Source organism: Clostridium sp. FP1 (assembly GCF_011065975.2).
GTDB lineage: Bacteria > Bacillota > Clostridia > Clostridiales > Clostridiaceae > Clostridium_AD > Clostridium_AD tagluense.
In genome coordinates this window covers 410356-435148 of sequence record NZ_JAAMNJ020000001.1, presented here as the reverse complement: position 1 = coordinate 435148, position 24793 = coordinate 410356, and the positions used below count along the sequence as shown (strand labels likewise).

The 24793-nt window shown below is 33.5% G+C and carries 32 protein-coding genes; 3 read left to right on the top strand and 29 right to left on the bottom strand.

Annotated features, from left to right (window positions below; all coding sequences use genetic code 11):
- Nucleotides 1–8: 8 nt before the first annotated feature.
- Complete coding sequence (locus G9F70_RS02205) at nt 9–1259, bottom strand: DNA polymerase IV (RefSeq protein WP_164945992.1); 1251 nt, start codon at nt 1257–1259, stop codon at nt 9–11.
- Nucleotides 1260–1472: 213 nt separating this feature from the next.
- On the opposite strand from G9F70_RS02205, the gene G9F70_RS02200 reads away from it, so the two are divergent.
- From G9F70_RS02200 to G9F70_RS02190, 3 genes are read left to right on the top strand one after another with little or no spacing between them, the layout of a single operon-like run.
- A complete protein-coding gene (locus G9F70_RS02200) occupies nt 1473–2285 on the top strand; it encodes a Ku protein (protein WP_164945991.1) in 813 nt (270 codons plus the stop codon).
- Nucleotides 2285–3220, top strand: coding sequence for an RNA ligase family protein (locus tag G9F70_RS02195; RefSeq protein ID WP_164945990.1), 936 nt, complete (start codon nt 2285–2287; stop codon nt 3218–3220). The genes G9F70_RS02200 and G9F70_RS02195 overlap by 1 nt, the downstream gene beginning before the upstream one ends.
- Before the next feature lie 15 nt (nt 3221–3235).
- Nucleotides 3236–3616, top strand: a complete 381-nt coding sequence (locus tag G9F70_RS02190; RefSeq protein ID WP_164945989.1) for a hypothetical protein — start codon at nt 3236–3238, stop codon at nt 3614–3616.
- A gap of 123 nt (nt 3617–3739) precedes the next feature.
- Here G9F70_RS02190 and G9F70_RS02185 read toward each other — a convergent pair whose 3' ends face one another.
- From G9F70_RS02185 to G9F70_RS02055, 28 genes are all read right to left on the bottom strand, one after another.
- Nucleotides 3740–4021 (bottom strand): hypothetical protein, encoded by a 282-nt coding sequence (locus tag G9F70_RS02185; RefSeq protein ID WP_164945988.1) that lies wholly within the window; start codon nt 4019–4021, stop codon nt 3740–3742.
- Between the two features lie 293 nt (nt 4022–4314).
- Nucleotides 4315–5625, bottom strand: coding sequence for an esterase/lipase family protein (locus G9F70_RS02180; RefSeq protein ID WP_164945987.1), 1311 nt, complete (start codon nt 5623–5625; stop codon nt 4315–4317).
- A gap of 188 nt (nt 5626–5813) precedes the next feature.
- Complete coding sequence (locus G9F70_RS02175; protein WP_224617379.1) at nt 5814–6374, bottom strand: hypothetical protein; 561 nt, start codon at nt 6372–6374, stop codon at nt 5814–5816.
- 23 nt (nt 6375–6397) lie between these two features.
- Nucleotides 6398–7126 carry an N-acetylmuramoyl-L-alanine amidase gene (locus G9F70_RS02170; RefSeq protein ID WP_224617378.1) on the bottom strand — a complete coding sequence of 243 codons (729 nt, stop codon included), beginning with the start codon at nt 7124–7126 and terminating at the stop codon, nt 6398–6400.
- A 14-nt stretch (nt 7127–7140) separates the two neighbouring features.
- Nucleotides 7141–7395 (bottom strand): hemolysin XhlA family protein, encoded by a 255-nt coding sequence (locus G9F70_RS02165; protein ID WP_164945868.1) that lies wholly within the window; start codon nt 7393–7395, stop codon nt 7141–7143.
- A 139-nt stretch (nt 7396–7534) separates the two neighbouring features.
- Nucleotides 7535–8665 carry a cohesin domain-containing protein gene (locus G9F70_RS02160; RefSeq protein WP_224617377.1) on the bottom strand — a complete coding sequence of 377 codons (1131 nt, stop codon included), beginning with the start codon at nt 8663–8665 and terminating at the stop codon, nt 7535–7537.
- 194 nt (nt 8666–8859) lie between these two features.
- Complete coding sequence (locus G9F70_RS02155; RefSeq protein WP_164945866.1) at nt 8860–9000, bottom strand: CD1375 family protein; 141 nt, start codon at nt 8998–9000, stop codon at nt 8860–8862.
- A gap of 41 nt (nt 9001–9041) precedes the next feature.
- A complete protein-coding gene (locus tag G9F70_RS02150; protein ID WP_164945865.1) occupies nt 9042–9392 on the bottom strand; it encodes a hypothetical protein in 351 nt (116 codons plus the stop codon).
- 13 nt (nt 9393–9405) lie between these two features.
- Complete coding sequence (locus tag G9F70_RS02145) at nt 9406–10050, bottom strand: hypothetical protein (RefSeq protein ID WP_164945864.1); 645 nt, start codon at nt 10048–10050, stop codon at nt 9406–9408.
- Nucleotide 10051: 1 nt separating this feature from the next.
- Nucleotides 10052–10843, bottom strand: coding sequence for a hypothetical protein (locus G9F70_RS02140; protein ID WP_164945863.1), 792 nt, complete (start codon nt 10841–10843; stop codon nt 10052–10054).
- A 12-nt stretch (nt 10844–10855) separates the two neighbouring features.
- Nucleotides 10856–11500: a DUF2612 domain-containing protein gene (locus tag G9F70_RS02135; RefSeq protein WP_164945862.1), complete on the bottom strand. Its 645-nt coding sequence runs from the start codon at nt 11498–11500 to the stop codon at nt 10856–10858.
- Nucleotides 11501–11513: 13 nt separating this feature from the next.
- Nucleotides 11514–12689, bottom strand: coding sequence for a baseplate J/gp47 family protein (locus G9F70_RS02130; RefSeq protein ID WP_164945861.1), 1176 nt, complete (start codon nt 12687–12689; stop codon nt 11514–11516).
- 1 nt (nt 12690) lies between these two features.
- Entirely contained in the window at nt 12691–13053 is a 363-nt protein-coding gene (locus G9F70_RS02125) for a hypothetical protein (protein WP_164945860.1), read from the bottom strand.
- 68 nt (nt 13054–13121) lie between these two features.
- Nucleotides 13122–14186 carry a Gp138 family membrane-puncturing spike protein gene (locus G9F70_RS26835; protein ID WP_263484211.1) on the bottom strand — a complete coding sequence of 355 codons (1065 nt, stop codon included), beginning with the start codon at nt 14184–14186 and terminating at the stop codon, nt 13122–13124.
- A 10-nt stretch (nt 14187–14196) separates the two neighbouring features.
- Entirely contained in the window at nt 14197–16164 is a 1968-nt protein-coding gene (locus tag G9F70_RS02115; protein WP_164945859.1) for a phage protein, read from the bottom strand.
- Nucleotides 16165–16212: 48 nt separating this feature from the next.
- A complete protein-coding gene (locus tag G9F70_RS02110) occupies nt 16213–16539 on the bottom strand; it encodes a phage baseplate plug protein (protein ID WP_164945858.1) in 327 nt (108 codons plus the stop codon).
- 4 nt (nt 16540–16543) lie between these two features.
- On the bottom strand, nt 16544–17077 hold the full coding sequence (locus G9F70_RS02105; protein WP_164945857.1) for a phage baseplate protein: 534 nt from the start codon (nt 17075–17077) through the stop codon (nt 16544–16546).
- A complete protein-coding gene (locus G9F70_RS02100) occupies nt 17077–19008 on the bottom strand; it encodes a hypothetical protein (protein WP_164945856.1) in 1932 nt (643 codons plus the stop codon). The genes G9F70_RS02105 and G9F70_RS02100 overlap by 1 nt, the downstream gene beginning before the upstream one ends.
- A gap of 5 nt (nt 19009–19013) precedes the next feature.
- Entirely contained in the window at nt 19014–19142 is a 129-nt protein-coding gene (locus G9F70_RS26830) for a DUF6889 family protein (protein WP_263484209.1), read from the bottom strand.
- A 32-nt stretch (nt 19143–19174) separates the two neighbouring features.
- Nucleotides 19175–19639, bottom strand: coding sequence for a phage tail assembly chaperone (locus G9F70_RS02095; RefSeq protein WP_164945855.1), 465 nt, complete (start codon nt 19637–19639; stop codon nt 19175–19177).
- 10 nt (nt 19640–19649) lie between these two features.
- Nucleotides 19650–20087, bottom strand: coding sequence for a phage protein (locus G9F70_RS02090; protein ID WP_164945854.1), 438 nt, complete (start codon nt 20085–20087; stop codon nt 19650–19652).
- 12 nt (nt 20088–20099) lie between these two features.
- Nucleotides 20100–21251: a DUF3383 family protein gene (locus tag G9F70_RS02085; RefSeq protein WP_164945853.1), complete on the bottom strand. Its 1152-nt coding sequence runs from the start codon at nt 21249–21251 to the stop codon at nt 20100–20102.
- Nucleotides 21252–21265: 14 nt separating this feature from the next.
- On the bottom strand, nt 21266–21814 hold the full coding sequence (locus G9F70_RS02080) for a hypothetical protein (protein WP_164945852.1): 549 nt from the start codon (nt 21812–21814) through the stop codon (nt 21266–21268).
- An 11-nt stretch (nt 21815–21825) separates the two neighbouring features.
- Nucleotides 21826–22200: a hypothetical protein gene (locus G9F70_RS02075; RefSeq protein ID WP_164945851.1), complete on the bottom strand. Its 375-nt coding sequence runs from the start codon at nt 22198–22200 to the stop codon at nt 21826–21828.
- Nucleotides 22193–22780 (bottom strand): hypothetical protein, encoded by a 588-nt coding sequence (locus G9F70_RS02070; RefSeq protein ID WP_164945850.1) that lies wholly within the window; start codon nt 22778–22780, stop codon nt 22193–22195. The genes G9F70_RS02075 and G9F70_RS02070 overlap by 8 nt, the downstream gene beginning before the upstream one ends.
- A gap of 12 nt (nt 22781–22792) precedes the next feature.
- The gene (locus G9F70_RS02065) at nt 22793–23293 is read right to left on the bottom strand and encodes a DUF4054 domain-containing protein (RefSeq protein ID WP_164945849.1); all 501 of its coding nucleotides are present in this window, start codon (nt 23291–23293) and stop codon (nt 22793–22795) included.
- A gap of 8 nt (nt 23294–23301) precedes the next feature.
- Nucleotides 23302–23640 (bottom strand): hypothetical protein, encoded by a 339-nt coding sequence (locus G9F70_RS02060; RefSeq protein WP_164945848.1) that lies wholly within the window; start codon nt 23638–23640, stop codon nt 23302–23304.
- A 70-nt stretch (nt 23641–23710) separates the two neighbouring features.
- A complete protein-coding gene (locus G9F70_RS02055) occupies nt 23711–24763 on the bottom strand; it encodes a DUF2184 domain-containing protein (protein ID WP_164945847.1) in 1053 nt (350 codons plus the stop codon).
- Between the last annotated feature and the right edge of the window lie 30 nt (nt 24764–24793).

Here is a 24793-nt window from a genome sequence, read left to right as displayed (position 1 = left end):
AACTCCTTCTATAAAATAGATGACATTAATGGATAATCCTCTTCTCCTATACCTCCACACATAGCACTCAAACCTGAATTGAGAAAACAAGACTTACCAATAGCTTTATATCCATATTTTAATCTAATTCCATCAATTACTTTATTTAGTTTACTGTCTTTTTCATAGTCAAAAGTGTCTAATAGAGAACTTTGGTAGAAATCGTTATTACAAAAATCTGTTATATGCATTCCTAAATGCCTTATTGGATTTCCTTTCCACACACTATCAAATAAAAAACAAACTATTTCATAAATCTTCATAGTTGAATCAGTAGCTACTATCAATTTCTTCTGACGAGAATAGGATATCATATCATTACCTCTGACACTTATACTTACTACAGTGCAGCAGTTCCGTGAATCCCTTAAACGCATAGATACTGTTTCACACAAGGATAACAATACTCTATGAGCCGTATCACTATCTTCAACATCAAAAGGTATTGTTGTAGAATTTCCTATACCCTTCATTTCAATATAATTACTTTTTCTAACTTCTGAAAATTCAATACCATTAGCATAATTCCAAATTAGTTGGCCGTGGCTCTTTAGTTTATTCTTTAAAATCTCCACATTATAGTTTGCTAAATCCCCAATAGTATTAATATTTAAGCTATGCAATTTAGGAGCAGTGGCTCTACCAACCATGAATAAATCTTCAACCGGAAGTGGCCACATCTCTTGTTTTATCTCATGAGGAAATAAAGTATGTATTCTATCCGGCTTTGTAAAATCAGAAGCTACTTTTGCCAACAGTTTATTGTTTGATATACCTATATTTACAGTAAACCCAAGTTCATTCTTTATCCTCTCTTTTATAGTTTCAGCTAGTTCCATATAGTCTGGATATAAATGCTCCATATTAGAAAAGTCTAGAAAGCTTTCGTCTACACTAAATCTTTGGATTTGTGGGGTATATTCCTGAAAAATTTTATTCATAGCTAAGCTACATTGCATATACAACCAATATCTTGGCGGAACTATTGTTAGTCCTGGACATTTTGCCCTAGCATTATATAAAGTTTCGCCTGTCTGTATATTATATTTCTTAGCGGGTATAGATTTCGTCAAAACAATACCATGCCTACTTTCTTCATCACCACCAACTACACTAGCAATTTCTCTTAAGTCTATTTTTTCTCCTTGCTGTAGCCTATAAGTTGCTTCCCAAGAAAGGTAAGCACTATTTGCATCTATGTGAAATATAAGTCTGCTCATAAATATTTTCCTTTCTGCCAAGCGTTATATTTTAATATTAGAACATCAGTTCGTAACTATTATATCCTACTTTCATGTATTTTAGAAGTAATTTAATTTTCCAAATTAAGACATAATTTTAGTCATTTCATAGAAATAGCAAAATTGAAATGATTAATAGTAAATAAATTAAGTTTTGGTTATACTAATAAAAAAGTAAGAGAGGTGTTAATAATGGCAGTAGCTCATAAAACGGTTATTTCCTTTGGCCTTGTTGCTATCCCAATATCTATGTATACTGCTACTCAAGATAATGATATACACTTTAACCAGCTCCACAAAGAAGACAATTCAAGGATAAAATATAAGAAGACTTGCGCTCACTGTGGAAAAGAGATTATTACGAAAGATCTTATTAAAGGCTACGAGTACGATAAAGAGCATTATGTAGTTGTGACGGATGATGATCTGGAAAAAATCAAAACAGAAAAAGAAAAATCTATACAGATACTACACTTTGCACAACTAAATCAAATATCTCCAATTTATTATGACAAAACATATCAAGCTACTCCTGAAGCTGGTGGAGATAAGGCATTTGAGCTATTACGTGCAGCACTAATGAGCGAGCAAAAAATTGCTATTGGTAAAACTGTAATGGGTACAAGAGAGACTTTACTTGCTATCATTCCACGTGAAGATGGAATATTAATATCCAAAATGTACTATGAAGATGAGATTAAGGATCTCCCTAAATCCTATAATAAACCCGAGATAATTGATGCTGAGATTACTATGGCAAAGGCGTTAATTAATTCAATGGTTACTCCTTTTAATCCCTCTGAATATAAGGATGAATACCAAATAAAGCTACGTGAGTTACTTGAAACAAAAATAGCTGGTAAAGATATTGTTGCCTCTAAGTCTGAAGCTCCAAGTAATATTATTAATCTTATGGATGCATTAAAGGCTAGTATTGAGCAAAATAAAGTTAACGAAACTCCAAAGCCTAAAGAAAAACGTAAAAGAACTACAAAGGGTGCATAATGGATTTATTTCAGAGTAAAAATATTAAGCCTATGCTAATTGGTGAGATGCAAGAGGCATTTAACAACCCCGATTATATCTATGAGTTAAAGCTAGATGGTGAACGTTGTATAGCCTATTTGCATAAAGACGCGACAGAGCTACGCAATAAACGAAATATTAAAATGCTTGTAAAAGTACCAGAACTGTCAACAATACACAAACAAATTAAACAGCGTTGCATTTTAGATGGTGAATTAATCGTTATTAAGGATGGCAAGCCAGATTTTTTCGAAATTCAGCGGCGTTCTCTTATGTCAAATACCTTTAAAATCCAACTTGCATCATCTAGATTACCAGCCAGTTTTACCGCATTTGATATCCTTTATTACAAGGATCACTCGGTTATAGATTTGCCTTTAATGAAACGCAAAAAGTTGCTAGAAAAAGTTATTATAGAAAATGAACGAATTGCTATTTCTAGATATATAGAAGAACATGGAATTGAATTTTATCAGCTTGCTAAGCAAAATGAACTTGAAGGAATAGTCGCTAAGAGAAAAGATAGCAAATATTATTTCGACAAGAAAACAAAGGACTGGATTAAAATTAAATATCTACTAGACGATGATTTTGTAGTGTGTGGGTACATCTTTAAGGAGAACAGTGTAATCAGCATTGTTCTTGGTCAATATTCAGGCAAAGAACTTGTATACAAGGGTCATGTTACGCTAGGAATATCAACAGAGGATTTTAAATTAATAGCATCAATGCCTAGAATAAGTGCACAACCTTTTAATGAATTGCCTTCTGGAAACGATAATGCTGTGTGGATAGAACCTAACCTTGTATGTATCGTAAAATTTATGATGAAAACATCAAACGGTTCATTGCGGCAACCTATCTTTAAAGGTTTGAGGGATGATAAATTTCCTATAGATTGTACCATCCATTAATAGGGAGAGATAATTATGTACAATGAAAGCCGAATTAAATACAAAAATAACAACATTACTCTAATTGAAGATGATGCTGACATATCAAAAATTGATATTACGACTTCTAAAGGGCATATGTTTAGAGATAAGGTTTTAATGATTGCAGATGATCAACATGGAGAGGATTTAACTTTAATAGTTTCAAATCTTACTGATATAGAAAAAGAAAATCTATTTGATGCACTAGATATAGGGTTACATGATAATACTGATACCAGTGCATATATGACAGATAGGATTATGTATTTAGAAGGGCAGATAGATAATTTAACTGAATTACTATCACTTGAGTGTGATACTGAAGAAAGAAGTACATTTGATGGTGAGTATGATTTTTACGAAAGAAAACTCTAAAATCTTTATAAATATAAATACCAATCCTTTTATTTTAACAACTAAAAATACTGCACTGGGTTACCCCTAGGTGCAGTATTTTCACTCTTATTTTTTTATAAATTACAATCCATTTGCTACTTATCAAGGTTTACAAATTTTGCAGGCAGTGAATCCTTGACTTACTGCACTACTTTTCTTAATTGCAATACTACTCTTTTTTAAATATCTACAACCTTTTTTATGGTATTTTCCACCTGTATTCGTTATGTATACAGTGTAACTCTTGGTAGCCTTTGCTGCGTAAGAAGATTTATAGTTTGCTGTATTTACGGTCGTATTAACCGCCAACGTTGGTAAGCTTGTACCTAACAAAATAAACAATGCCGTTAAAAATGACATAAACTTAATTTTAATACTTCTCATTATTCTCACCCCCTCATGATTTAATACACCTAATAATTTCAACATAAAGCTTTTATTTCCTTCAATATTTGTAAATTTAGGTAAATAAAAAAAAGCCTGAAGCTAGATTTATCTAACCTCATGACTTAACTTATCACACTACTGTATTCCATTGAGATTCTTCAAATGCTTATTGAATTTAATTACTTTTAAAAGAGTAGCTACTTTTATAGTCTTTTATATTGCTCACTCGACAATATTTATACTCGATAGTAGTGAGAATTTGTCCTTAAATTATGGCTATGCTTTATGCATTACTTAGGCAATTTAGCTAGCATATTTGCCAACTCAATAAATTTATTTTGAAGATATTTATGGTATCTAGTTTCAGATTGTCCCACCACTTCAATATGATCTATATTATTAATCTCGCCCATGTAGTTCCAAACCCCTCTTTCAGTGGTAGCATTAGAGTCATAGCTAACTATTTTATCCTGAGAGCCTTCATGAGGGCCAATAGCAGATATTACACTTACTATACCATCATTTCTCCACCAAGTCTTATCAACTTGCACTTCGCCATAGGTCGAGTTGGTATATTGTCCCATAAAAATGGAGGCCTTTAAAAGTAGTGGATCCATATTAGTATTAGGTATTTGATGCTGTGTGAGTAACTCTTTATGCGTATCTACACATGCTATAGAGAAATAGTAAATATCTTTTTGAGCTTTAACCCAGCTATTTAATTCCTTAGAACCCTCTTGGGATAAGTCCCAAATACTTATATCTTTAGTTTCTTTCCAAATATTACTATTAAAAACTCTTTTACAATAACTTTCATAGGATTCATCAGATTGTTTCTTTAATCCCCATTGATCCATTTTGAAATCAAGGCAAGGATTATCTGAATTTAATATTCCTGCATTACTAGCCATTGCAGCAAAAAAGTCATGGGCAAAAGGTTCAAGTTTACTTTGTTTATCATCTTCTTGGCTTCCATCATGAGGTGTTGCTATAGTAAGAATACTATCAATCCAATGTTTATTTCCTGTAAATAAAGGGCTAGTGCTATCTTTATTGCAATTTATTTCATCTTTATCTCCGTTTTCTAACAATTGAGCTAAAACTCTAACGGTTTGACCACCCATACTATGACCAATTAAATGAACTTTTTTAATACCATCTGCATCAGTAGTACCCCATTGAGTATAAACACCAGGATAAGTTCTACCAAAACGTTCGTGACCAGCTTTGATAGAATGAGCATAACCATAATCTACAGTGCCGCCCTTTAAGTAAGCATACAATTCACAAGCTCTATCCCAATTGCTAGATATAGAACCTATAGTTGGAGTGTAAACAGTATAACCTTTGTTAGTTAAAAGGTCTTTCAAACTTTCTTTTCCACCCCAATAGTTTACTCCAAAGAGTTCATCATTTCCCCAACCAAATAGACCGTGTACCATTACTATAGGATAGTTATTACTTAATTTTGATAAAGAACTAGCTTGTACCTTTGTTGATGTAGAATTGGTTGTGGCAAAAGTATTACCAGAAAACGTAAAAGCCATTATTACAAATAATAATAATAGACATGAAAGGATTTTTTTTAGTGATTTTTTCATTTTTTCCACTCCTTATTTTTATTCATATTTCTAACTAATTATAGCATAAATAAAGAATAAAAGTAAATTAATGTAAATACACTTTAGCTAATAAATTCAACATATAACCATTTTTTCCTGTAATATTTGTAAATTTAGGTAAATAAAAAAAGCCTAAAGCTAGATTTCTCTAACTCCAGGATTAAAAATTATTGTGCTGCTACTGGATCTATTATGGTTACTGGTTGCAGTTCTGTTACTCCATCCGGTGCAAAATATTTAACTATCACTGGAGCAACTTCTACTTTTATGGGTTCTGCAGAAACATCCGCAACCTTTACTACTGCATCTTTAGTATGCCCTAATTTAAGTACTGCCTCTTTAATTGCTGCATCTATTAAGATTTTTTTGTTATCATCTACTGTAATATTCATTTCATTTAAGACATTATAAACTGTATTGGATGCTATTGTTGCTCTTTCCTCACCTGTAGCTTCTCCACTATGGTATAATTGTTCTGCATTTCCAACACCTATTTTCGCCCATTTTTCAACAATTGTTAAAACACCAACTGCAGGGTTGTTGGGTAGTATGTCCTGTACTACTGCAAGTACCTTATCAACGCTATCCGTAGCTTTCTGTGCATTGTCTAATATAGCTGATACATTTACACCTTTTGATTTTAAATAAGGAAATAAGCCTACTATGGCACCTAAAACGCCTGTTAAAACTATTACCATTGTTATTAATTGTATTGTTTGATTTGACATAATATATTCCTCCTAAAATTTTATTATTTTATAAAATCTGCACTTACATATCCGCCATGATTACCATAAAAAATTGAGTACCAATTCCCTGTTTTTTTATCTATTTTAACCATAGTGCCCTTAGACAATTGACCTATGATTTTGCTTGATGTGTTTGGCAATTCTCTTACATTCAATACAGTTGCGGTAACTATTCCGTTTTTTGCATTGTTTATAACTACTGGTTTAATTATTGGTGCTACTTGTCCTAATAATCCGCTAACAATTGCTTTAGCAATAACTTTATATCCTACATTTAAGTAATGGTTAGCGTCTGCAGTATCTATAAAGCAAACCTCTATTAGCATGGATTTTGCAACAGTTCGTCTTATTACATAAAGTCCTTTACCATCTTTAACACCTCTATTTTTAAAGCCTAGCTTAGAGATATTAGCGCACACATCTATTGCATCCTGATATTGTCTGCCCGCATAAGTATAGGCTTCTACGCCCTCACCTCCCCCAGCATTAAAATGTATAGATATAAACCAATCCAAATCCTGTCTATTCGCTTGGTCCATTACTAAAGATAAACTTTGATTAACACTATTTGCATAATCTACAGTACAATTAATAGCATTATGGCCAGCTTCTTTAAGTAGCCTTCTGACCTCTGCACCAACTAGCCGAGTATGTTCTCCCTCTTTTATAATACCTACTGCTCCACTACCAAACCCGCTTATTGTATGTCCATCATTTACCCCGAAATTCATGTAAGTACCTCCTCTTATTTAAATATATTTTGTTGGATTGCATAAAAAAAGAACCCAAGTAAACTTGTTACCCAAATTCCCATAAACCATTTCATTGTGCTTGTTAAATTTTTTATGTTTTCACATAGATTTTTTATTTCTACTTTAAATTCCGATTGAGATTGTTCTAGTTTATCAATTCTGTCTGAATAGTTGTTTAATCTAATGTCGTGGTTACCTAATCTTTCGTCTATCCTTTTATGTCTTTCTACACATACGTCATCATTCATGATGCACCTCCATTTTTTTATATTAAAAAGACACCCTCTCAGGTGCCCATAATTTTATCATTTTATTTTCTAGTTACGTCGCTATATTTTCCTATTGTTCATTAAAAAAACACCCTATTTCTAGAGTGTCCTTTTGTTATTAAAATTTATAATTTGGATTTAACAACATCTGATTTCCTATTTCTAATAAGTCTGCATCATCTATTGCACTATTTACAATTACGTCTGTATTGTATTGTGGAAGTGTTGTAGGAGCTTCTCCTAAATGTCTTCCGTCAATCGCTAAATCTAATAAAGTATATTCTCCACTATTATTAACGTCTTTCATTAGACTGTCTTCAATAACTATTGTAGCCTGCCCACATTCTGCATCTGTTAAATCTTTTTCCATTTCTATACCGTCTGAAACTCTACCTTTTACTACATCAACTAATGCTTCTCCTGCTTTGATTCCTTTGAAGTTTAGTTTCAATAGAATTTTCTTAGCATCTGCGATATTATTTTTTCCTTTACTTGCAAGGATAAATCTAAGTTCTCCAACTTTAGCATCATTTTTTACTAATTTTATTCCATCAACTTCTTTGAAATCTATAAATTGAAGTTTCTCACTGTCATATTTTATTCTTATATCTTCTGCTGCTATGTTTGTTATGTTATCTATTACTAGATTTGCTGTTACTGTTTCATTTTTTTTGATTTTATTTTTTTCTGGTTCAATGTTTACAACTACTTTAGAAATAACACCTTCATTATATTGTTTTAACTTTCCATCGTTTAAAATATCAACTCCATAAAATGGGAAATAAGCCTCAGTACTACTATAATCCGATATAATTTCCACGCAATGTTCTTTGCTGTCTAAATTAGATTTTTCATAAACTACACCTAATCCATTATAAGAACTAGTTGGCCTATATATAGCTTCAACTACCCCATCTATTGATATATTAGTCGGGAAGTACTTATGTACTCCCCCCCCTATTATTCTAATTTTATCCCCAACAAAATTAAACTTAATCTTGGCTTTGTTTGCATTTGGCGATCTATACTGATACATACCTGTACCTGAATCAGTTGAGATACTACCATATCCACTAAAATTCAAGTTTTCATCCGCATAACTATATCTTTTCCATCCATTTTCTGGCTGCAGTAATTGTCGCCCTACAGTATCAGCATAAACACTCCCACAACTCAACACCCCAAACACCAAAGCAATTAAAAATACAATCGCCATTTTGCTAATACACTTTTGATAAAATCTCTTCATTTTCCACATTCCCCCATTAATTAATTTAAAACATTTTTTTCTTACACCTGTATTATCGGATTATTTTACCAAAACTTAACTTTTATTTTTAGCCTCATAGCTATAGGATACTTTATGATATTACTTCTATATTCCTAATGTTTAATAAAAGGGCAATAAAAAAGAGCATCAGCCCTATCTATTTCCCTCTTAACTTATGCTACTACTATTAATTTACCGTTTCCGTCTAATCCTAAAGCTGTTAAATCTGACATTACTACATCCCTAAATTGTACGGGTACTTGTTCTATTGTTCTTATATGATTTTTAACTAAACATAAATATAATTTATCCATTGGGACACCTCCATTATTTCAACAACAATTTTAATACCAGATTACACTGTTCCTTTTTTTACAATGTCTTCGTATAGTGACCCTATTGCAGACATGAGCACTAGTATATTATCATTTACCTCTTTATTAGTTGGTTGTATTGGTGTCTCTGCCACTGGAGAAAGTTTTATGCTCACTTGTCCGTCAACAGGAACTTTCCCTAAAATTTCAGTGGTGTTAGTAGTATCATTTTCATACACCCCTGTATCTAGATTGAATTTTTGCCACTGATATTTAATTTGAGTATCAGCTTGGGCTATGCTATATTGAGTTGCATTTCCTATACATTCTTTAACTATGCTATTTTCATAAACTGTATCTTTAAATATAGTACCATTTTCTTGTGTATACATTTTTATTACCTCCTTATTTGGCTAAATGATATTCAATACCTGCATAAATATCCAATGATGATACACTAGATGCTAATCTTGCTACAGTAACTCTTAAATTGCTATTAAATGCTATGCCATCTCTTACTATTGATAAATCATTCATACTAGGCGTTATTATACTTCCAATATAAGGATAAGGTCTAATCATATATATATTACTACTACAACAGATGCCTACAACACCTACAAGATTTACAGTACTTTTACTCGCTGAGGTTGCTTCTCTTGCAATGCCACAGAAGTCTGTAGCACCACCTCCATTTGCTACACCAACCCAAGTTAAAATATTATCTATATATATTCTAAGTACTGCATCACTATTTTGTGCTTTAATAAGACATTCTGATAATATACCTCTTCCACTAATATTCAACAAATCCATTTCATTATCAACACGTATACTACTAGGTGTCGTTAGTACTTTTGTTTCAAAGTTTAAAACATTTGACTTAGTTAAACTGGCTATATCTGACTTAACTGAATTAATATTTGAATTGGCAGTGGCTACATTGGTCATTAAATCACCTATGCGATTAAAATTAGAGACAACATTATTAAGTACTGTTTCTAATTTACTTTGTATTGCTAAAATAAGATTGTAAATTAAAGTTAACATATTATATTACCTCCGTTTGCATTGTATCTGTATGATATTTAAGAGTTAATGTTTCACTAGTATTCAGCGTTCTAATTTCTGTTACTAAGTTAGTTGCATAAGTAAAATTATCTGTCCTAACCGTAACACCATTAATTTTATGAAGTATTTGAGTAACTTTTCCGGAAGATATAGTTGGTATTTGTATACTTCCTTTTATATCAAGTCTTAGAAGCTTATCCGTCGAATGTGAACTAAGTATGGTGGCATTTGATGCAAGTACATTATCTACACTTTTATTAATCGCTTTTTGATTTCCACCGTTTATAACAGATAGGCTTTTATCTGTCACTAAAACACTATAGTCATACATAAGGCTACTTATATTTGCAGTTACATTAGCCGCATTCCCAATCGCTGCATTGATTTGATACAACCATGCATAAGCACCTTGTGTAGCTGGTGCCATATAATCTCCAAATGTTCCTGCACTAGCATATCCATATAAAATTAGCCCTACGTCGGGATCTGTAGCCCATAACCCTAGCTCACATATATATATTGCTGCTACCATATTAGTATTATTTATTGTTCCACTAATTGCTGCTGATTGTGCTAATGTATCCGGTATAATGGAGGATATTGCAACATCAAATTGTGTTTGAACTAATGTAGTTAACGTTGCTGGATTCCGTGTTCCAACTAGGCCCGAACCAACTGACATTTTAGTAAATACTATTGGTTTTCCTGCTTGTGCTTTTGCATATAATATTTGTCCGGCATTGGTAATTGACATATTACCGAAAATAGCCATTCATTTCCCTCCCTATTGATTTATAGTATTTGTTATTATCCCTTGTATTACCATGCCTGAGCTTACTCCAAAATTAATAGTTTCTGTAGGTGAATAGCTCATATTTATAGTTTCATTTGTATAACTTGATACAATCATGCTCGAATATACGCCAAAGGGTACTGGTGATTTGCCTATATAATTTACAAACACACCCTCGGGCTTAGGTACAATATAACCAGCTTGAATTAAACTTTGCTTTACTTGGTCGACATACCCTAGAATGTAAGCTGTAAAACTCATGTCTTGATTATCTGCTAGTTGTAATTGTATATCGTCAAATATATTACCCCATATTTCATACATTTGAGGAATTGTTCCATCCCAATTGTTCATAGCAATTTTAGCCCTAAGTACTAGCTTGTAATATGCCTCATTAAGCACTGGGTCAAAACCATTTAAAGGTTGAAAATTTAGTGTTCTACTTCTTCCAATTACTGTACCTAGCATATCAAGTTGAACACCTATTGCATTATCAATATCAAAGTTGCTATCCATGTCCGAAAGAAGATTATATACTCCATCAACGATATTTAAACTACTACTTAGCCACGCAATAAAGTTTGGTTTGTCTATATGCTCGGAGGTAATGCTAGCAATATAAGTATCTATAGCCATTTAACCATCCCTCCTAAACCACATTTGTAGTAATATAATTTATATTGCCCCTACAAACATTGTTATAATTTATAACTACATCTGCACTACCTTGTGTGTGCCCATGCGCTGACGCTGTAATAGAAGTAATTGAATATAGCGGAACTGCTAAATTTGGCATAGCTTGTAATGCCACTCCCCATAATGAAGATATAGACACATCGTTTCCAATTTCCAGCGAATTTAAATAAGTTTGTATATTAGTTTTTATACTCGTTGTAGTTGCTGTAGTATATCCAGTTAATTGTTTAATAGCAACAGTTACATCAATATCCGTATAATCTGGAATGTCGAACCCTATAGGTGTAACTTGTCCTGTACTATCTGTTACGTCTACTATAGTCGTTCCATTTGTAAGGCAACCTATGCCTTTATGAATAAATATTGCATTTGCTATATCTAGGCTGTTTCCGCCTTCTACAACGGCTGTAATACTATGTGCCGGTAATCCATTACTATCAATAGTACCTGTATCATTTTCATATACTTTACTTCTGGTAACTCCTTTAACTTGTGCTATCGCTCCTTTTGTACCTTCCAACATTGTTACACTAGGTTGTGCTGTACTATTAGATTGTCTTACCCTTACAAGACTATCATCCTCTATATCCGAACCTAATTCTCCGCTTACTGAATTATAAACTCCACTCAATCCATAAGTTGGATTAAAGATACCAGTTATGTCCCCTGGGTTAGCCACGATAGGTCCTGTTATTTCACACGTGGCTAGAACATCAATGGTCCCTATCGTTGGAATGGTAATAGAAGGTGGCAAGTCCCACTTAATACTTCCTTTATCAGTTACAACGCAATTTTTAATTATTGTTTCAGGTACTCCACTTACTGTTATTGGACATGTACTATAAGTTGCAGCTTTTCGCTTTATCCCATTAATTTTTACGATTGAGTCTAATCCACTGCCAATAGCTATATTGGGTGCTCTATTGTTGTAAACCATCGTTGCAATTTGAAAAGCATCATATATTTTCTCTGCTACTACTGCAATAAATTGATAATCTTGGCTATCAATTCCCAAGTAAATATCTTGACCAAATATATTTTTTGCATCTGCTATGAGACAGTCTCTTATATCATTGTATGTTGGCATGTGTAGTCCAGTTGTATCTATAAAAGGTGCAAAGTATGCCATATTATTCTCCTTCCTTTGAAATCACTGCTATAACCCCATATAGGGTATTTACACTACAGGTAAATGTATATACTCTGTTTGCATAAGTGCTTGTAAAGTCTTGTATCCCCGTTACTCCTGTAACTCCATTGATAACTTTTTTAATTAATAAATCTGCAATTGCTATATTGTCAGTGGACCCGGTTTGTCCTAATATATTTTGAAACAATGGTAGCCCCGCGGATGTATCTTCCCACCACTCATTTTTTAATAGTGCTAAACTTGTATTTATAGCTTGAGAAACTGCAAAACGCCCAAATGTGAAATTTTGTTGGCCTTTTCCAAAAGAATAATCTCCATTGGAATCTAATATTCTATATCTCATTAATAATCTCCTATACTTAGTGAGAAATGGCAAAATAAAAAGACCTATCGAAGTCTTTACTTTGCAAATTATATTACCTCCGTTTGTAATGTGTCTAAATGATATTTTAATGTAATAGTATCTCTACTTGCGGCTATTGTTCTAACCTCTGTAATTAGATTAGTAGCGTAAGTAAATATATCTGATCTTATAGTTGTACTACCTGTTTTGTGAAGTATTTGAGTTATTTTATTAGCCACGATCGTAGGATATTGTATAGTACCTTTAATGTCAGTTTGGTAGAGCACTCCTGTGGCTCCCTGAATTCCTTGTATACCTTGTATACCTTGTATACCTTGTATACCTTGTTGTCCAGTTGTTCCTGTATCCCCTTTAGGTCCTGTTAATCCAGTTGCTCCTATAGCTCCAGTTAATCCAGTATTTCCCGTGTCACCTTTTATTCCTTGCATTCCAGTAACTCCAATAGGCCCATTATTTCCTTGAATTCCTTGAATTCCTTTTAAACCTGTTGCTCCTGTGTCACCTTTAACTCCTTGTACCCCTTGAGCGCCTGTACTTCCTGTGGCTCCTTGTATACCTTCTGGTCCTACTCTTTGAATGGGATATCCATTTAAAAGAAATTGATTAGCGGTAACATTTATATTATTACTATCAATACTAAAACCTGTGCCTGTTACAATATTTATTAAATTTACTGAATCATTTTTATAATTAGGTATTACATTAGGTTGACTCCATACACCCAAAATTGCAAATCCGTCCGAAAGATCATGGCGACGTTTCTCGATTTGATTTTGTACTCCACCTAGTGTAAACCATGCATCCATACACATATCTCCAAATATTACTAAACATTCGTCCCCTTTGACTATTGGCATCGTCAACACATACCCACCAGCTCTTTGAATGACTATTGGAACATCTAATAGTAATGGAAGGTTTACCCATTGCTTTGTTCCATCTTCATTATTTACTTGTTCCCTAATTGCTAATTGTACCGTAACTGTTTGTGTCGCTGAATCAAAGGACTGTATTATTCCAGGTTCTGCAACTCTTGTAGTACTTTTTATATTTTCTCCTAGCTTTCTGTAAAGTTCATCAATCGAACCTGATAGCTGGGCTATATCTCTCATATTCTCACCTCTAATTTGCTACTGCTGCTATTACTCCACCAGCCTGGCTGATTGTCTCAAAATCACACTGCCAATCAGTTCCTCTCGTATCTCCTGTATAGGTTACTTTTATTATTCTATATATACCATCCTTATCAAGCGAACGAAAGATAGGCGATTGAGTACCTGTATCTGTGCTATCACTCATCACGGCGCTAGGTGCTTGACCTGCATCTGAACTAATCAAGGCTTTTATTCTCCCTATTTTGTATTGTCCATAAATAGGTTTTCCTGATACTTGTTCTGGAAAAGGCTTAGAACTTGTACTAGCTGCATATATGTTATTATTTCCAGCATATAGTGCAATGTGATAACAACCACTATTATTAAACCAAAAAACTAAATCACCAGGTTGTGCATCTGATAAAGTTACAATTCGTCCACCTTGAGCTGGCTGTACTTGTATCCATTGTGGGCCTGTAATATCATCTAAACTTAATCCTGCTACAGCATAACAATGCTTGACAAAAGAAGAACAATCATAATATGTTTTCCCATTAATGGTTTGATTTCTATAGCTTTGACTATAACCAGTGTTAGGATCATCACATATTTTTTTCGCTTCAGCTAAAATTTTATTTCTTACTGTAGCTCCTGCTGAACTTGTGGTACTTGCAGAACCTGTAGCTGTACCGCTTGATGGTATGGAGTTACTTGCAGTCAAACTTATTTGCTTTGCTCTAACCAAACTACCATCTATATGAATTAAAGTATTTATCTTTATTGCCGGATTCAATAAACATTGTGCTGAGATTCCATAGTCTGTTTGCTGTGGTGTGCCTAGTAAACCTGATGAAACACTTAAATCAAATATTTGACCATCTGGTAAATCAGTCATTTTTATAATGTTAATTTGACCATTCTTCGTGTAGTACTGCGCGCTATTACTTTGTGCTATTTGTCTTAAATAATCACTTGATTTTCCAAAGAAAACTTTACCCCTTGTCAATGTCCCAGAACTTTCCAAATCTTTTGAAATACTCCCTAACGATACTGGGTATTGAGCATTATTTGTTATGTGTTCTACAAGAGTTCTGGCTGTCTGACCTTTTAAAACCGAATAATTTGCTATATCAAAATTTACTGATTTATCACCGTCAAGGGCTATAATCGTTAATTCATACGTTGCACCATCGGGCTTATCTCTAATTGTTTGTAATATGTCACCATCAAATATTAATCCGAATTGAGCACCCTCATAGCCTGCTTCAACTGTTACTCTTGTAGCGTTCATCATAATACTGTTTTCTGTTTCTGCACTTAAATTATAAATTACAATTTGGCTACAATTAGGCTCCATAATCATTGTGTCTACAATAGAAAAAGTACATCTTAACATCGATATGTCAAATGCATTTCCTTTCGCATCACTTACAGTTATTCTGCATCTTCTACCATACATAACATTGCCATATTTGAGTGAGTTTTGCACTACTTCAAAGTTTGTCGATATTACATCAAGTTGAGAACTATCCGTGCTTGCTGTTGAACTACTTCCGCCAGTATCATATTGTGTTAAATTATTGTCTTTTACAATCTGCATCGTGACTGCATAATAGTCACTCTCTGTAGCATATCCAGCATCTGCTATTGCTTTGATTTGTGCACTATAAGTTTTAGCACTTATTGCTGCTGCATACCTTGGGTTATTTTTAAGAAAATAACCATGATCAAGTATTGAATCATTAACGGATTCATAATGAGTATAATATCCCCCATCATCTGTAGCCCAACTACCTTTTGATATTTTAATACTTGGATCATGATTTCCTGGGTATTTAATCCCAAAAAGGTTGTTATCTGTTTTTGTTAATCGTGAACCGCCCCAACCTGATTCATTTATTGCTTGTGCAATTGTGATTGATGGGAAGATATGGTATGTTGTATAACCTTTTTTTGCACCAGGTACAACTGAATTTATAAAATCTTGATTAGACATTAATCCTCCTCCCTTCAAAAATTACATAAAAAAGAACCCTTTCGAGTTCTAAAAAATTGTATCAGACCACACTAATATAAAATAAGTACCCAAGTTTGTATCATCAGGCTTATTAGTTTTTAATGTTGTATCAACTTTATAAATATAAGCAGAACCAATCCTTAAATAACTATATTGTTCTAATAAATTCAAGCCACAAATTAATGGAACAGAGACTATAATTGTATTCTTTTTAGTGTCGTATAACTCCATAATCCAATATTGGGCTAAAGTATTATATCTTAAAAAAAAGTTAAAAGTAATTGACTTACCATCAATTGGTATTGTACATGTAAAGCTTTGGTTTGGGGATGGAGTTAAAGGTACAATATACATAAAATCACCTACTTTTATTAAATAATCTAGAAAGTAAACTACTATCAGTCGTTTGGACTTTTTGGTCACCATTGTTGGTGCTTGAACTTACTTGTGGTCTTGCTGAAATCTTAATAGTACTAACCGATACAACAATTATTTCCTTGAGGGTAACTGTCACTCTTAAACCATTCGTAGTAGTATTGTCATCTATAGTGCTTAACGTAGCAACTAGCATATTTTCATACGTTCCTAGTCTTGTAGCAACTTGTATAGGCAGTCTTTCTGTTTGTAATCTTCTAAGTGTATGGTAAGCACTAACAGACCTGGAGACATTATCTCCGAACTGCCCACTAACTGTACTTTGCATTACGTCTGACATCCCAATATCAAAAGTTACTTGATTTGCTTCCATATATGCATGGTCTGAAATAGAAGCTCCGGTTTCCACCGGATGCTCTGTTATTTTTAAATTTGTTTCATGATCTATACTAAAACAAGCGTCAAACACAAAGTTTCCAATGTTTGTATTAAAATAGGTCCTTGTCATTGTGCTCATTAATATACCCCCTGCAAGTTGCGAATATTTATACCTGTTAAGGTCTTGCCTATAGCAGATGCAGTAGAAGTAGGATTTGTACCATACACATTAAATGTATTAGTATTACTGCTTTTATTATTGCTATTTGCTACCGAACTTGAAGTTGAATTTGTATTTTTAGTTGAAGATACGGATGGTACAGCATAATTTACCTTACTTTGGATAGCGATTGCACTTATCTTATCACCAGCACCTTTAAGTGCTGAAAATATATCTTCTGGTATTCCTTGAGCTGCTTTAAGTATGTTTCCGGGTGCACCTTTAACTGCATTGACTACATTATCTGGTGTACTTTTAACTGCATTAACTGCATTTGCTATTGGTTTAACAATACTATTTATTTTCTTTTTTATATCATCTATAATTTCTCCTATATATTCAAAAATGCTTTGAACCTTTTCTCCAAAAGCTATAAATGGTGCGGCTATATCTCCTGCCCCTTTTTTAATATTTGTATAAAATCCTTTAATTGTTTCCCACAATTTTATAAATGGTAATGCTGCTTTGCCTACTTTATCTTTAAAATCTTTACCCCAATCCACAATTACAGATTTACCGCCTTTTATAGCTGTCATTAAATCATCAAATATAAGTATTAATCCAACTATAGCTGCAAGAGGGCTAAATATTACCAGTGCTAACAATCCGATAATTTTTATAATATTCTGTACTTTTTCTGGTATTTTTCCCAGAAGAGAACCTATAAAATGAACTGTCTTCCCCCATGTTTTGCCTAAAAAGCCTACAACTTGTGCTAAATCTAAAAATAGTCTTGCAATAACACCTATAGGAATAGCAATGACTTTAGCAATCTTGGGTATAGCTTTTAAAAATCCATCATTAAAATTATGAAATCCCACTTTTATCTTATACAATGGACCAGCTATATATTCTAAGATATAACTACCTATCCATTGAAGGGCTAATGATCCTGCTTGTTTGAGCCTTTGAAATTCGAACCCCAAACCCTGAACTACTGCAATATTTTTATTAAAGCTATCAGGTAATTTTAATTCAGCAGAATCCTTTCTTAACTGATTAAATTGTGCTAGTAGTTGAGGGCTTAACCATAAATCTTGCATAGTTACACCCATAGTTTTCAAAGCCATACTTATTTCTTTAGCATTTTGTTTTGTTGTCCATAACTGTCTAGCTAACTTTTGATATCCTAAGTCTTGTCTAGCCAAATCTCCAAGAAACTTTGTCAACGCTACTGCAGCTACAGCTATTGCAGCTATTGCTGCAGCTATAAGTGCAAGAGGACCTAAAGCAGCAAGTGAAAATCCTTTTATTGCTGTACCACCTACTGCTCCAAAAGTTTCTAAAGCTGTTCCTGTCTTGCCACTTGTCGTTGTTAATGTATTGCAGGCTTTGGATATATCATTCACAGAATCAACAGTTTCAAGGTTATTTGAAGGTACTTTTGAAGATGTAGATTTAGCCTCAGAACTAGGTTCAGTATGTGTTTTATCGTTTTTAGGTTTACTAGATTTAAATTTATTTACATTATCGCGAACTGAGGTTGCTTTTTTTGATGTACTACTTTGAAATTTATTAACTGAGCTATCTGCTTCACTCATGTCTTTTTTTACTGATTTAGAGAAGGCATTAAATACTTGTTTTACTAAATTTATATGGTTCATTACTTCATTAAGGGGGCCTTTAATTATTGGAAATATCTTTGCTAAAGCGTCCATAGAAGTTCTTGTTAGCATCCCGATATCGGCTGTTGAATGTTGCATTGATGCTACACTATTACTATTGTTTTTCGCAAAACTTTTAACTGTTGTTTCAGCTTGGCTCATTTTTTGTTGTGTACTATTGAGAGAAGAATTGTCGATATTGAATCCAATTGAAACTAAGTATGATTTTATAATATCTAATGACATTTATATCACCTCTCTTCCTCTGCTGCTTTATATGCTCTTCTTTCATTTTCTCTTTTAACAAGTAGTATTTCATGTGCATCTAGTAAATCATCTAAATTATATGTTCCATCCCATACTTGGCATTGTTGCCACATACCAGCAATACAAGGAGCATATGCATATGCATCTAGATTTTTGAACTCCGCAGGAAGGAAGTTAAGCCCTTCGTCATCGAACTTAACTTGGACCCTTCGAAAAAAGGGGCTATATTAAACACCAATTCCTTAAGAGTTAAATTTAATACTAATTGAGTATCAAATTCTATATCTTCGTTTCCCCAAGTTCCAAATTCATTAAGTACATATGGTTGTGCTCCAGGCAATAGTTCCTTAATTGACATTAAACAATGATCTTGTATATATCTAAATTCACTCTCCGGTAAACTAAAAAGAGACGATGCTAACTCAGTTAAGTTAATATCCTCTAAGTTTAGATCCTCTGTTTTTTTTATATTTTTTATTTCATTAAAAAGCGGTGTTATGATACTTGTTAATTTAAATAACATATAACTTCCCGTTAGAGCATTAAATTTGCATAAAATAAATTTTCTCTCACCAATATCTATAGTTTTAAATAATTCTTTCTTATCCATTTTGTTCCTCCTAACTTTGTGTTATTTCTGCTGCCATAAGTGTCCACGTTACTGATTGTCCTTGAGCTTGGTAAGGACGGTCGGGTAATTTTTGAGGTGATACTCCTGTACAAATTGTTTTATCGCCTAAGTTTGCTGATGATATTGTTATAACCATACTAGCCCATGCCTTAATGGGTGAACTTTTACTATTGATGTAATTGTACCAATTTAAAAGATACTTATGGAGCTGCGAAGTTTGCTGAATTGATAGTGCTACAGTTCCATTATCGCCTAGTATTTTAGATATCATAACATTTCCATCAGCTGCCACTTCGTGTACAGTTTTTTCTGTTGCCATATTTATGCCGATGCTTCCAATTCCTGCTCCTGTAGAACTTGCAGCACCAACACTAGGACATGAAAAAGCAGCTGTTACGTCTTGAAAACTATAAGTTGTATAACTCATACTTTTACCTCCTTATCTATTAATGTATAATCCTATTGCTACATTCTGAATTGCCCCTGCTGATTTAATCAGTATATAAATTGGTGGTGATACTCTATTGTCTCTATCTGCCTGTGATTGTTCTGCAATTGTACTTGCTAATATTGCATACCCTCTTGATAATACATCACCTGTATTTACTGTCAGAATTGGTGCAGCATTCCATACCCCGCCAGAAATAAATCCAGTAGCCCTAGCTGTTTCTAGTGATGATGTAATTGCATTTAAGAGTGTAGCCATGCCCGCATCTGTTTGTGGTACTTTTGGTAAATCTATAAATGTATTCATAACTGCAGCTTGTATATTATTAGCGAGTATATCTAAGTTTAATATCTCATCAAAATATGTTCCATCTGCCATGGTACCATTTTCGAACAAGTTATAGACCGTACCTCTATTAACATAGATATTGCCATTATAGTTTTTTATTATTTTGGCTTGGCCTTCTGTTAATGGTTCAGCTGTTATTCCTGTCTCTGTTTTATAGGCCAATGTGTAAGCAGAACCTGCTGTTTGTGTATTAGAACCCATTGCATAGCCCATTATTGCTGCTACGGAATCGGTACTATCTGCTTTTATGCTACTTGAATATTTGCTAGTGGAATACTGACCAAGTGTTCTATGTGTTGAACTTTTTTGTAATGACTCCATTATATTTCCTTCTGTTCCAGCTAAAACATCTGCATCTCTAGTGGTATAAAACATTGTTGAAACTGGTGAAGCTGAATCTATATAAGCTGCCACTGCTATTATATCCGCTTTTACTGCATTACATAGTAAACATGCATACCATTCACTGTTAGCTTGCCTACATGCTGTTACTGCTTGAACTGCTGTTTCTGGTGCTGTTTCGCCTACTTTTGTAGTATCCCATCTTCCTATAGCCACTAATTTGGGTACTGGTGATTGAGAAAAATAAATTTGCGCTGCTAAATATTCAGGTTCATCCCCTTTCCATCCATCAGCGGTTAACCCACCTATTTTGGAGTAAGTTTTAACCCTAACTGCAGGGCTTATAATATTAGATGTTCCTACAATTAAGCCTACATTAAAACTAGTTCTTACAGCTGCTACAGGCCCTACATTTATACTCACATTTACAATATTGCTTAATGGTAAAGTCATGTATAGTCTCCTTTCTACTTGTTTTCAATTATCTTGAAATTTGGTGATGTTATATAAGGTATTGTGGTTCTTCTTACTACTAATTCATTGAATTCTGCTGAAAAGTCTGTTCTTTCCCACCATTGCCCATTGAATAGTTCAGGTAATCTAGTTGGCATTGGTACATCTGTTATTAAAAACAGATTATTTTCTTTTAATCGTGTAGTATACTCTTGACTATAAATATTGTATCTAATTAAGTCTGCATTATCATAAGATTTTGGGCCATAAAGTGTCCAATTTATTTTGTGTACTCTTGTATATCCTGTTTCTTTAGATGCCCAAACGGGATCGTTACCTGTGAAAATAATATCTTGGTGTCTAGTCAATTTATCATCTTGAGGCGTAACTCTTAAAAAGGCTACATCATCACTTATGCCCCATGTGGGTGCGCCATTAGTAGGCCATGCAATTCTTACCTTTCCTGCATTAGTTGGGTCTTTAATATCTATCCCTAAAACCGCACAAGTAAGATTATAAAATACATCTTCTAACTCTTTTAATAATAAAATTGTATCCGCCATAATATCACCTCTTAATTACTTGTCATTCTTATTCCAATACCTTTATAATAGCCATAATCTATAAGAGGCCTTACGGAAAATAGTTTATATCTAGCTCCTTGCCATAGCACCTCATCGCTTGTCCCTGGATTAGAAGATGTCAGAGGATTATTAGCAGCATGTGTAACATATAATGCTTGCGTACAATACACTGCTATTTCACCACCCACTCTATCGCCCTCAGGGATTTGCTGAAGGTCTTTTTCTTTGGCAATAGTAATAGTTCCAGTTAGCGGTATCGAAGTTTCTGTTTGTATCCATCTTCCTGATACCCATGAGCCTGATTTTCTATATACAATAAATGGTTGGCTATTTCTTCCGTTTATAATTCTACCTACATTAATCATTATTATCACCATCATCAATAATATAAGTTATAGCTTTACGAAGTTCACCAGTATCTATAAGCGGACGGTCGCCACCTTTTTTTCTTTTTATTGTTTCGGGGCTATTCTTAGCCCATTTGTTATCAGGATTAGTAAACCAGTCCTGTGAAGCTGCTTGACCTTCTAATCCAGCTTCATTAAGTTTTTGTTTTGAAACTGTTGAATTACCATCTAATTCAGCAATCAAAGCCTCTTTTAATATACCCGCTATAATATCCTTATCAGCTTCAATTGCTGGTTCTATAACTGGACGAGGTGGTGAGTGCCATAACGGTGAACCATTTGAGTGAACATAAAGTTCATGGGCTTTACTGTAGGGTACTCCATTATCTAAATCATGTTGCATTGCTCTAATCATACGAGTATCTCTTATTCCATTCGTATGAATAAAAAGTAACTCTGCATTTTTAATTTTTTCTTCTTGTCTTTGCGTGTTATCCTTTTGAGGAATTCCAACACATACACTTTTTTTCTCTAAGTTTTTTAAAGACTTAAGTATATTGGCTGTTACGTCCTGACCTATTGATATATCTATAGACATACTTAATACCTCCTAACGAACGCACATTCCGCCTTTACCCATCATTTTACCTACCGTTGCTAATTGTTGCCCATATATAGTTAATAGCCAGCTTGCCCATCCATTTAAACCATTTGCAATTATAGAATAATCTGTTGAAACAGATACATCATTAACAGATTGAGAAGTGTCAAGCCCCTGTGCTCTTCCTGCTTCCATAACTACATTTGCACCACTGTTTGGGTCTGCTGTGCCTTGTAGATATAATGAACAAAAATGAGCTACAAACCATCCTGTTGCTACTTCCCAGTATGTATGCCATCTTGTTTTTTTTATAGAAGCATTCGCTAAGTCTATATACATTTGTACAACTATTTTAGGAACAATATAATTATTATCTTTGTCCTTCCCAAACTGCGGATATGATGCATAAAAATCATCTAACCCATAAGTTGGGTTGGTACCAGCTTTTATGTTTGAAGCATTGATTGCAATTTGCTCTGCATTTAATTCCGAATCTGTATTGTAATTCATTTAATCACCTACTCTTTGGGTTTAGATTTAGATTTAGATGTTTTAAGTTCTTTTTCTATAATTTGATTAGTAGTATTGAGAAGATCTCTTTTTTCTTCTGCCGCTTTTATTTCATCTTTTATTAATTGAAGCTTTTCCTGTTCTTTTAATACTTCTTCACTAGATGTTACACTCTCAAATGCTCTTAATGAACCATCCTTGCAGGCATCATCATAATACTTAGTTTCTTCAACCCAATTAGGTAATTCACAGAATCCAATTTTTGTTTTAATTACAATTAAGTTTCCCTTTTTATCCCTATCACCATTGGTGAATCCTAATATTTTATTAGCTAATACTTTAATCATGTATTCCCTCCTAAAATTACTAGAAGATAAAAATATCTTCTAGCATATTTTTTTGTTGATTTAATTGATTTTAGATACCATCAAGATATCCAGCACAAGTATAGTATAGAAATTTAACTTGTGAAAATTGTGAAGCGAATATAGTCTCATAAGATGCACTAGTTGTATTTGGTGCTGTCATTACCCTAGAAAGTGGAACTGGAAGATCTATATTAACCTTGTTTTCTGCCTTAACATAAGCAACTATACGTTGAGTTGAACCAACACCTGCACCTGTGCACCATCTACAAGGATATATTTCTAATGAAATTCCTTGATTAGCAGCAATATTATTTTCTAATAAGTAGTTTAAAATACTTTGGGTTCCTGCAATTGTTACAGGAGTATTAGCAATGTATGCATAATTAGCCCAATCAATTAAGATTCTATTTGCCATACCACTTAAATCATACTCAGATGCCGTTACTGTCTGTGTAAGCAATTGATTAATGTCATTCATAATTTCCGTTGGTGTCTTTTTACTCCATGTTGCAGAGCCACTAGCTCCAACCACAGCACTTGTAGCAGTTATTAATGGGTTATTAACCAATCCATACGTACCAGTTTTGCTAATACCTACATATACGTTACGATCAATCATCTTACTGTGGTTTAATCTAACTCCATCATCTAAAATTTGATTTAAACTTTTTCCAATCTGTTGTAGTTTAAGTTCATCAAATAGAGGTGCTCTCAATATTTCAGAGAATGTATGTACCTTGAATACATCTTTAGAAATATTAGCTTGTGATACTGGAATATTAGTAGTCTCACTACCTATAATTGAATCTTCATCACTACCGGAAGTCGCATAATCAACAAATACATTGCTGGTTATAGAAGTCCATCCACCGCCGGGTATCATATCAATATCCCTTGGAGCAGTTAAACTAGTAAGTGGTTCTAATAACCTTGGATCTTGTTTCTCAAGTTCTCCAGCTAAAAATGCTAATCCACCACTAGTTCCCGAATCCATACCAGGTCCATATATTGCACCAGGAGCTTGGGCCATTACAACTCCACGCTGACCGGATTTCATTATTGAGTCCATTGTTTGCTTTGTTATTGCATTTATTCCATTCATATTTTTAATTCCTCCAATTCTTATAATTTA

What these genes read in the sequence shown, in the direction of transcription:
- G9F70_RS02205 (WP_164945992.1), bottom strand. Translation starts at nt 1,259, where the DNA reads ATGAGCAGACTTATATTTCACATAGATGCAAATAGTGCTTACCTTTCT.
- G9F70_RS02200 (WP_164945991.1), top strand. Translation starts at nt 1,473, where the DNA reads ATGGCAGTAGCTCATAAAACGGTTATTTCCTTTGGCCTTGTTGCTATC.
- G9F70_RS02195 (WP_164945990.1), top strand. Translation starts at nt 2,285, where the DNA reads ATGGATTTATTTCAGAGTAAAAATATTAAGCCTATGCTAATTGGTGAG.
- G9F70_RS02190 (WP_164945989.1), top strand. Translation starts at nt 3,236, where the DNA reads ATGTACAATGAAAGCCGAATTAAATACAAAAATAACAACATTACTCTA.
- G9F70_RS02185 (WP_164945988.1), bottom strand. Translation starts at nt 4,021, where the DNA reads ATGAGAAGTATTAAAATTAAGTTTATGTCATTTTTAACGGCATTGTTT.
- G9F70_RS02180 (WP_164945987.1), bottom strand. Translation starts at nt 5,625, where the DNA reads ATGAAAAAATCACTAAAAAAAATCCTTTCATGTCTATTATTATTATTT.
- G9F70_RS02175 (WP_224617379.1), bottom strand. Translation starts at nt 6,374, where the DNA reads ATGTCAAATCAAACAATACAATTAATAACAATGGTAATAGTTTTAACA.
- G9F70_RS02170 (WP_224617378.1), bottom strand. Translation starts at nt 7,126, where the DNA reads ATGAATTTCGGGGTAAATGATGGACATACAATAAGCGGGTTTGGTAGT.
- G9F70_RS02165 (WP_164945868.1), bottom strand. Translation starts at nt 7,395, where the DNA reads ATGAATGATGACGTATGTGTAGAAAGACATAAAAGGATAGACGAAAGA.
- G9F70_RS02160 (WP_224617377.1), bottom strand. Translation starts at nt 8,665, where the DNA reads ATGAAGAGATTTTATCAAAAGTGTATTAGCAAAATGGCGATTGTATTT.
- G9F70_RS02155 (WP_164945866.1), bottom strand. Translation starts at nt 9,000, where the DNA reads ATGGATAAATTATATTTATGTTTAGTTAAAAATCATATAAGAACAATA.
- G9F70_RS02150 (WP_164945865.1), bottom strand. Translation starts at nt 9,392, where the DNA reads ATGTATACACAAGAAAATGGTACTATATTTAAAGATACAGTTTATGAA.
- G9F70_RS02145 (WP_164945864.1), bottom strand. Translation starts at nt 10,050, where the DNA reads ATGTTAACTTTAATTTACAATCTTATTTTAGCAATACAAAGTAAATTA.
- G9F70_RS02140 (WP_164945863.1), bottom strand. Translation starts at nt 10,843, where the DNA reads ATGGCTATTTTCGGTAATATGTCAATTACCAATGCCGGACAAATATTA.
- G9F70_RS02135 (WP_164945862.1), bottom strand. Translation starts at nt 11,500, where the DNA reads ATGGCTATAGATACTTATATTGCTAGCATTACCTCCGAGCATATAGAC.
- G9F70_RS02130 (WP_164945861.1), bottom strand. Translation starts at nt 12,689, where the DNA reads ATGGCATACTTTGCACCTTTTATAGATACAACTGGACTACACATGCCA.
- G9F70_RS02125 (WP_164945860.1), bottom strand. Translation starts at nt 13,053, where the DNA reads ATGAGATATAGAATATTAGATTCCAATGGAGATTATTCTTTTGGAAAA.
- G9F70_RS26835 (WP_263484211.1), bottom strand. Translation starts at nt 14,186, where the DNA reads ATGAGAGATATAGCCCAGCTATCAGGTTCGATTGATGAACTTTACAGA.
- G9F70_RS02115 (WP_164945859.1), bottom strand. Translation starts at nt 16,164, where the DNA reads ATGTCTAATCAAGATTTTATAAATTCAGTTGTACCTGGTGCAAAAAAA.
- G9F70_RS02110 (WP_164945858.1), bottom strand. Translation starts at nt 16,539, where the DNA reads ATGTATATTGTACCTTTAACTCCATCCCCAAACCAAAGCTTTACATGT.
- G9F70_RS02105 (WP_164945857.1), bottom strand. Translation starts at nt 17,077, where the DNA reads ATGAGCACAATGACAAGGACCTATTTTAATACAAACATTGGAAACTTT.
- G9F70_RS02100 (WP_164945856.1), bottom strand. Translation starts at nt 19,008, where the DNA reads ATGTCATTAGATATTATAAAATCATACTTAGTTTCAATTGGATTCAAT.
- G9F70_RS26830 (WP_263484209.1), bottom strand. Translation starts at nt 19,142, where the DNA reads ATGTGGCAACAATGCCAAGTATGGGATGGAACATATAATTTAGATGAT.
- G9F70_RS02095 (WP_164945855.1), bottom strand. Translation starts at nt 19,639, where the DNA reads ATGGATAAGAAAGAATTATTTAAAACTATAGATATTGGTGAGAGAAAA.
- G9F70_RS02090 (WP_164945854.1), bottom strand. Translation starts at nt 20,087, where the DNA reads ATGAGTTATACAACTTATAGTTTTCAAGACGTAACAGCTGCTTTTTCA.
- G9F70_RS02085 (WP_164945853.1), bottom strand. Translation starts at nt 21,251, where the DNA reads ATGACTTTACCATTAAGCAATATTGTAAATGTGAGTATAAATGTAGGG.
- G9F70_RS02080 (WP_164945852.1), bottom strand. Translation starts at nt 21,814, where the DNA reads ATGGCGGATACAATTTTATTATTAAAAGAGTTAGAAGATGTATTTTAT.
- G9F70_RS02075 (WP_164945851.1), bottom strand. Translation starts at nt 22,200, where the DNA reads ATGATTAATGTAGGTAGAATTATAAACGGAAGAAATAGCCAACCATTT.
- G9F70_RS02070 (WP_164945850.1), bottom strand. Translation starts at nt 22,780, where the DNA reads ATGTCTATAGATATATCAATAGGTCAGGACGTAACAGCCAATATACTT.
- G9F70_RS02065 (WP_164945849.1), bottom strand. Translation starts at nt 23,293, where the DNA reads ATGAATTACAATACAGATTCGGAATTAAATGCAGAGCAAATTGCAATC.
- G9F70_RS02060 (WP_164945848.1), bottom strand. Translation starts at nt 23,640, where the DNA reads ATGATTAAAGTATTAGCTAATAAAATATTAGGATTCACCAATGGTGAT.
- G9F70_RS02055 (WP_164945847.1), bottom strand. Translation starts at nt 24,763, where the DNA reads ATGAATGGAATAAATGCAATAACAAAGCAAACAATGGACTCAATAATG.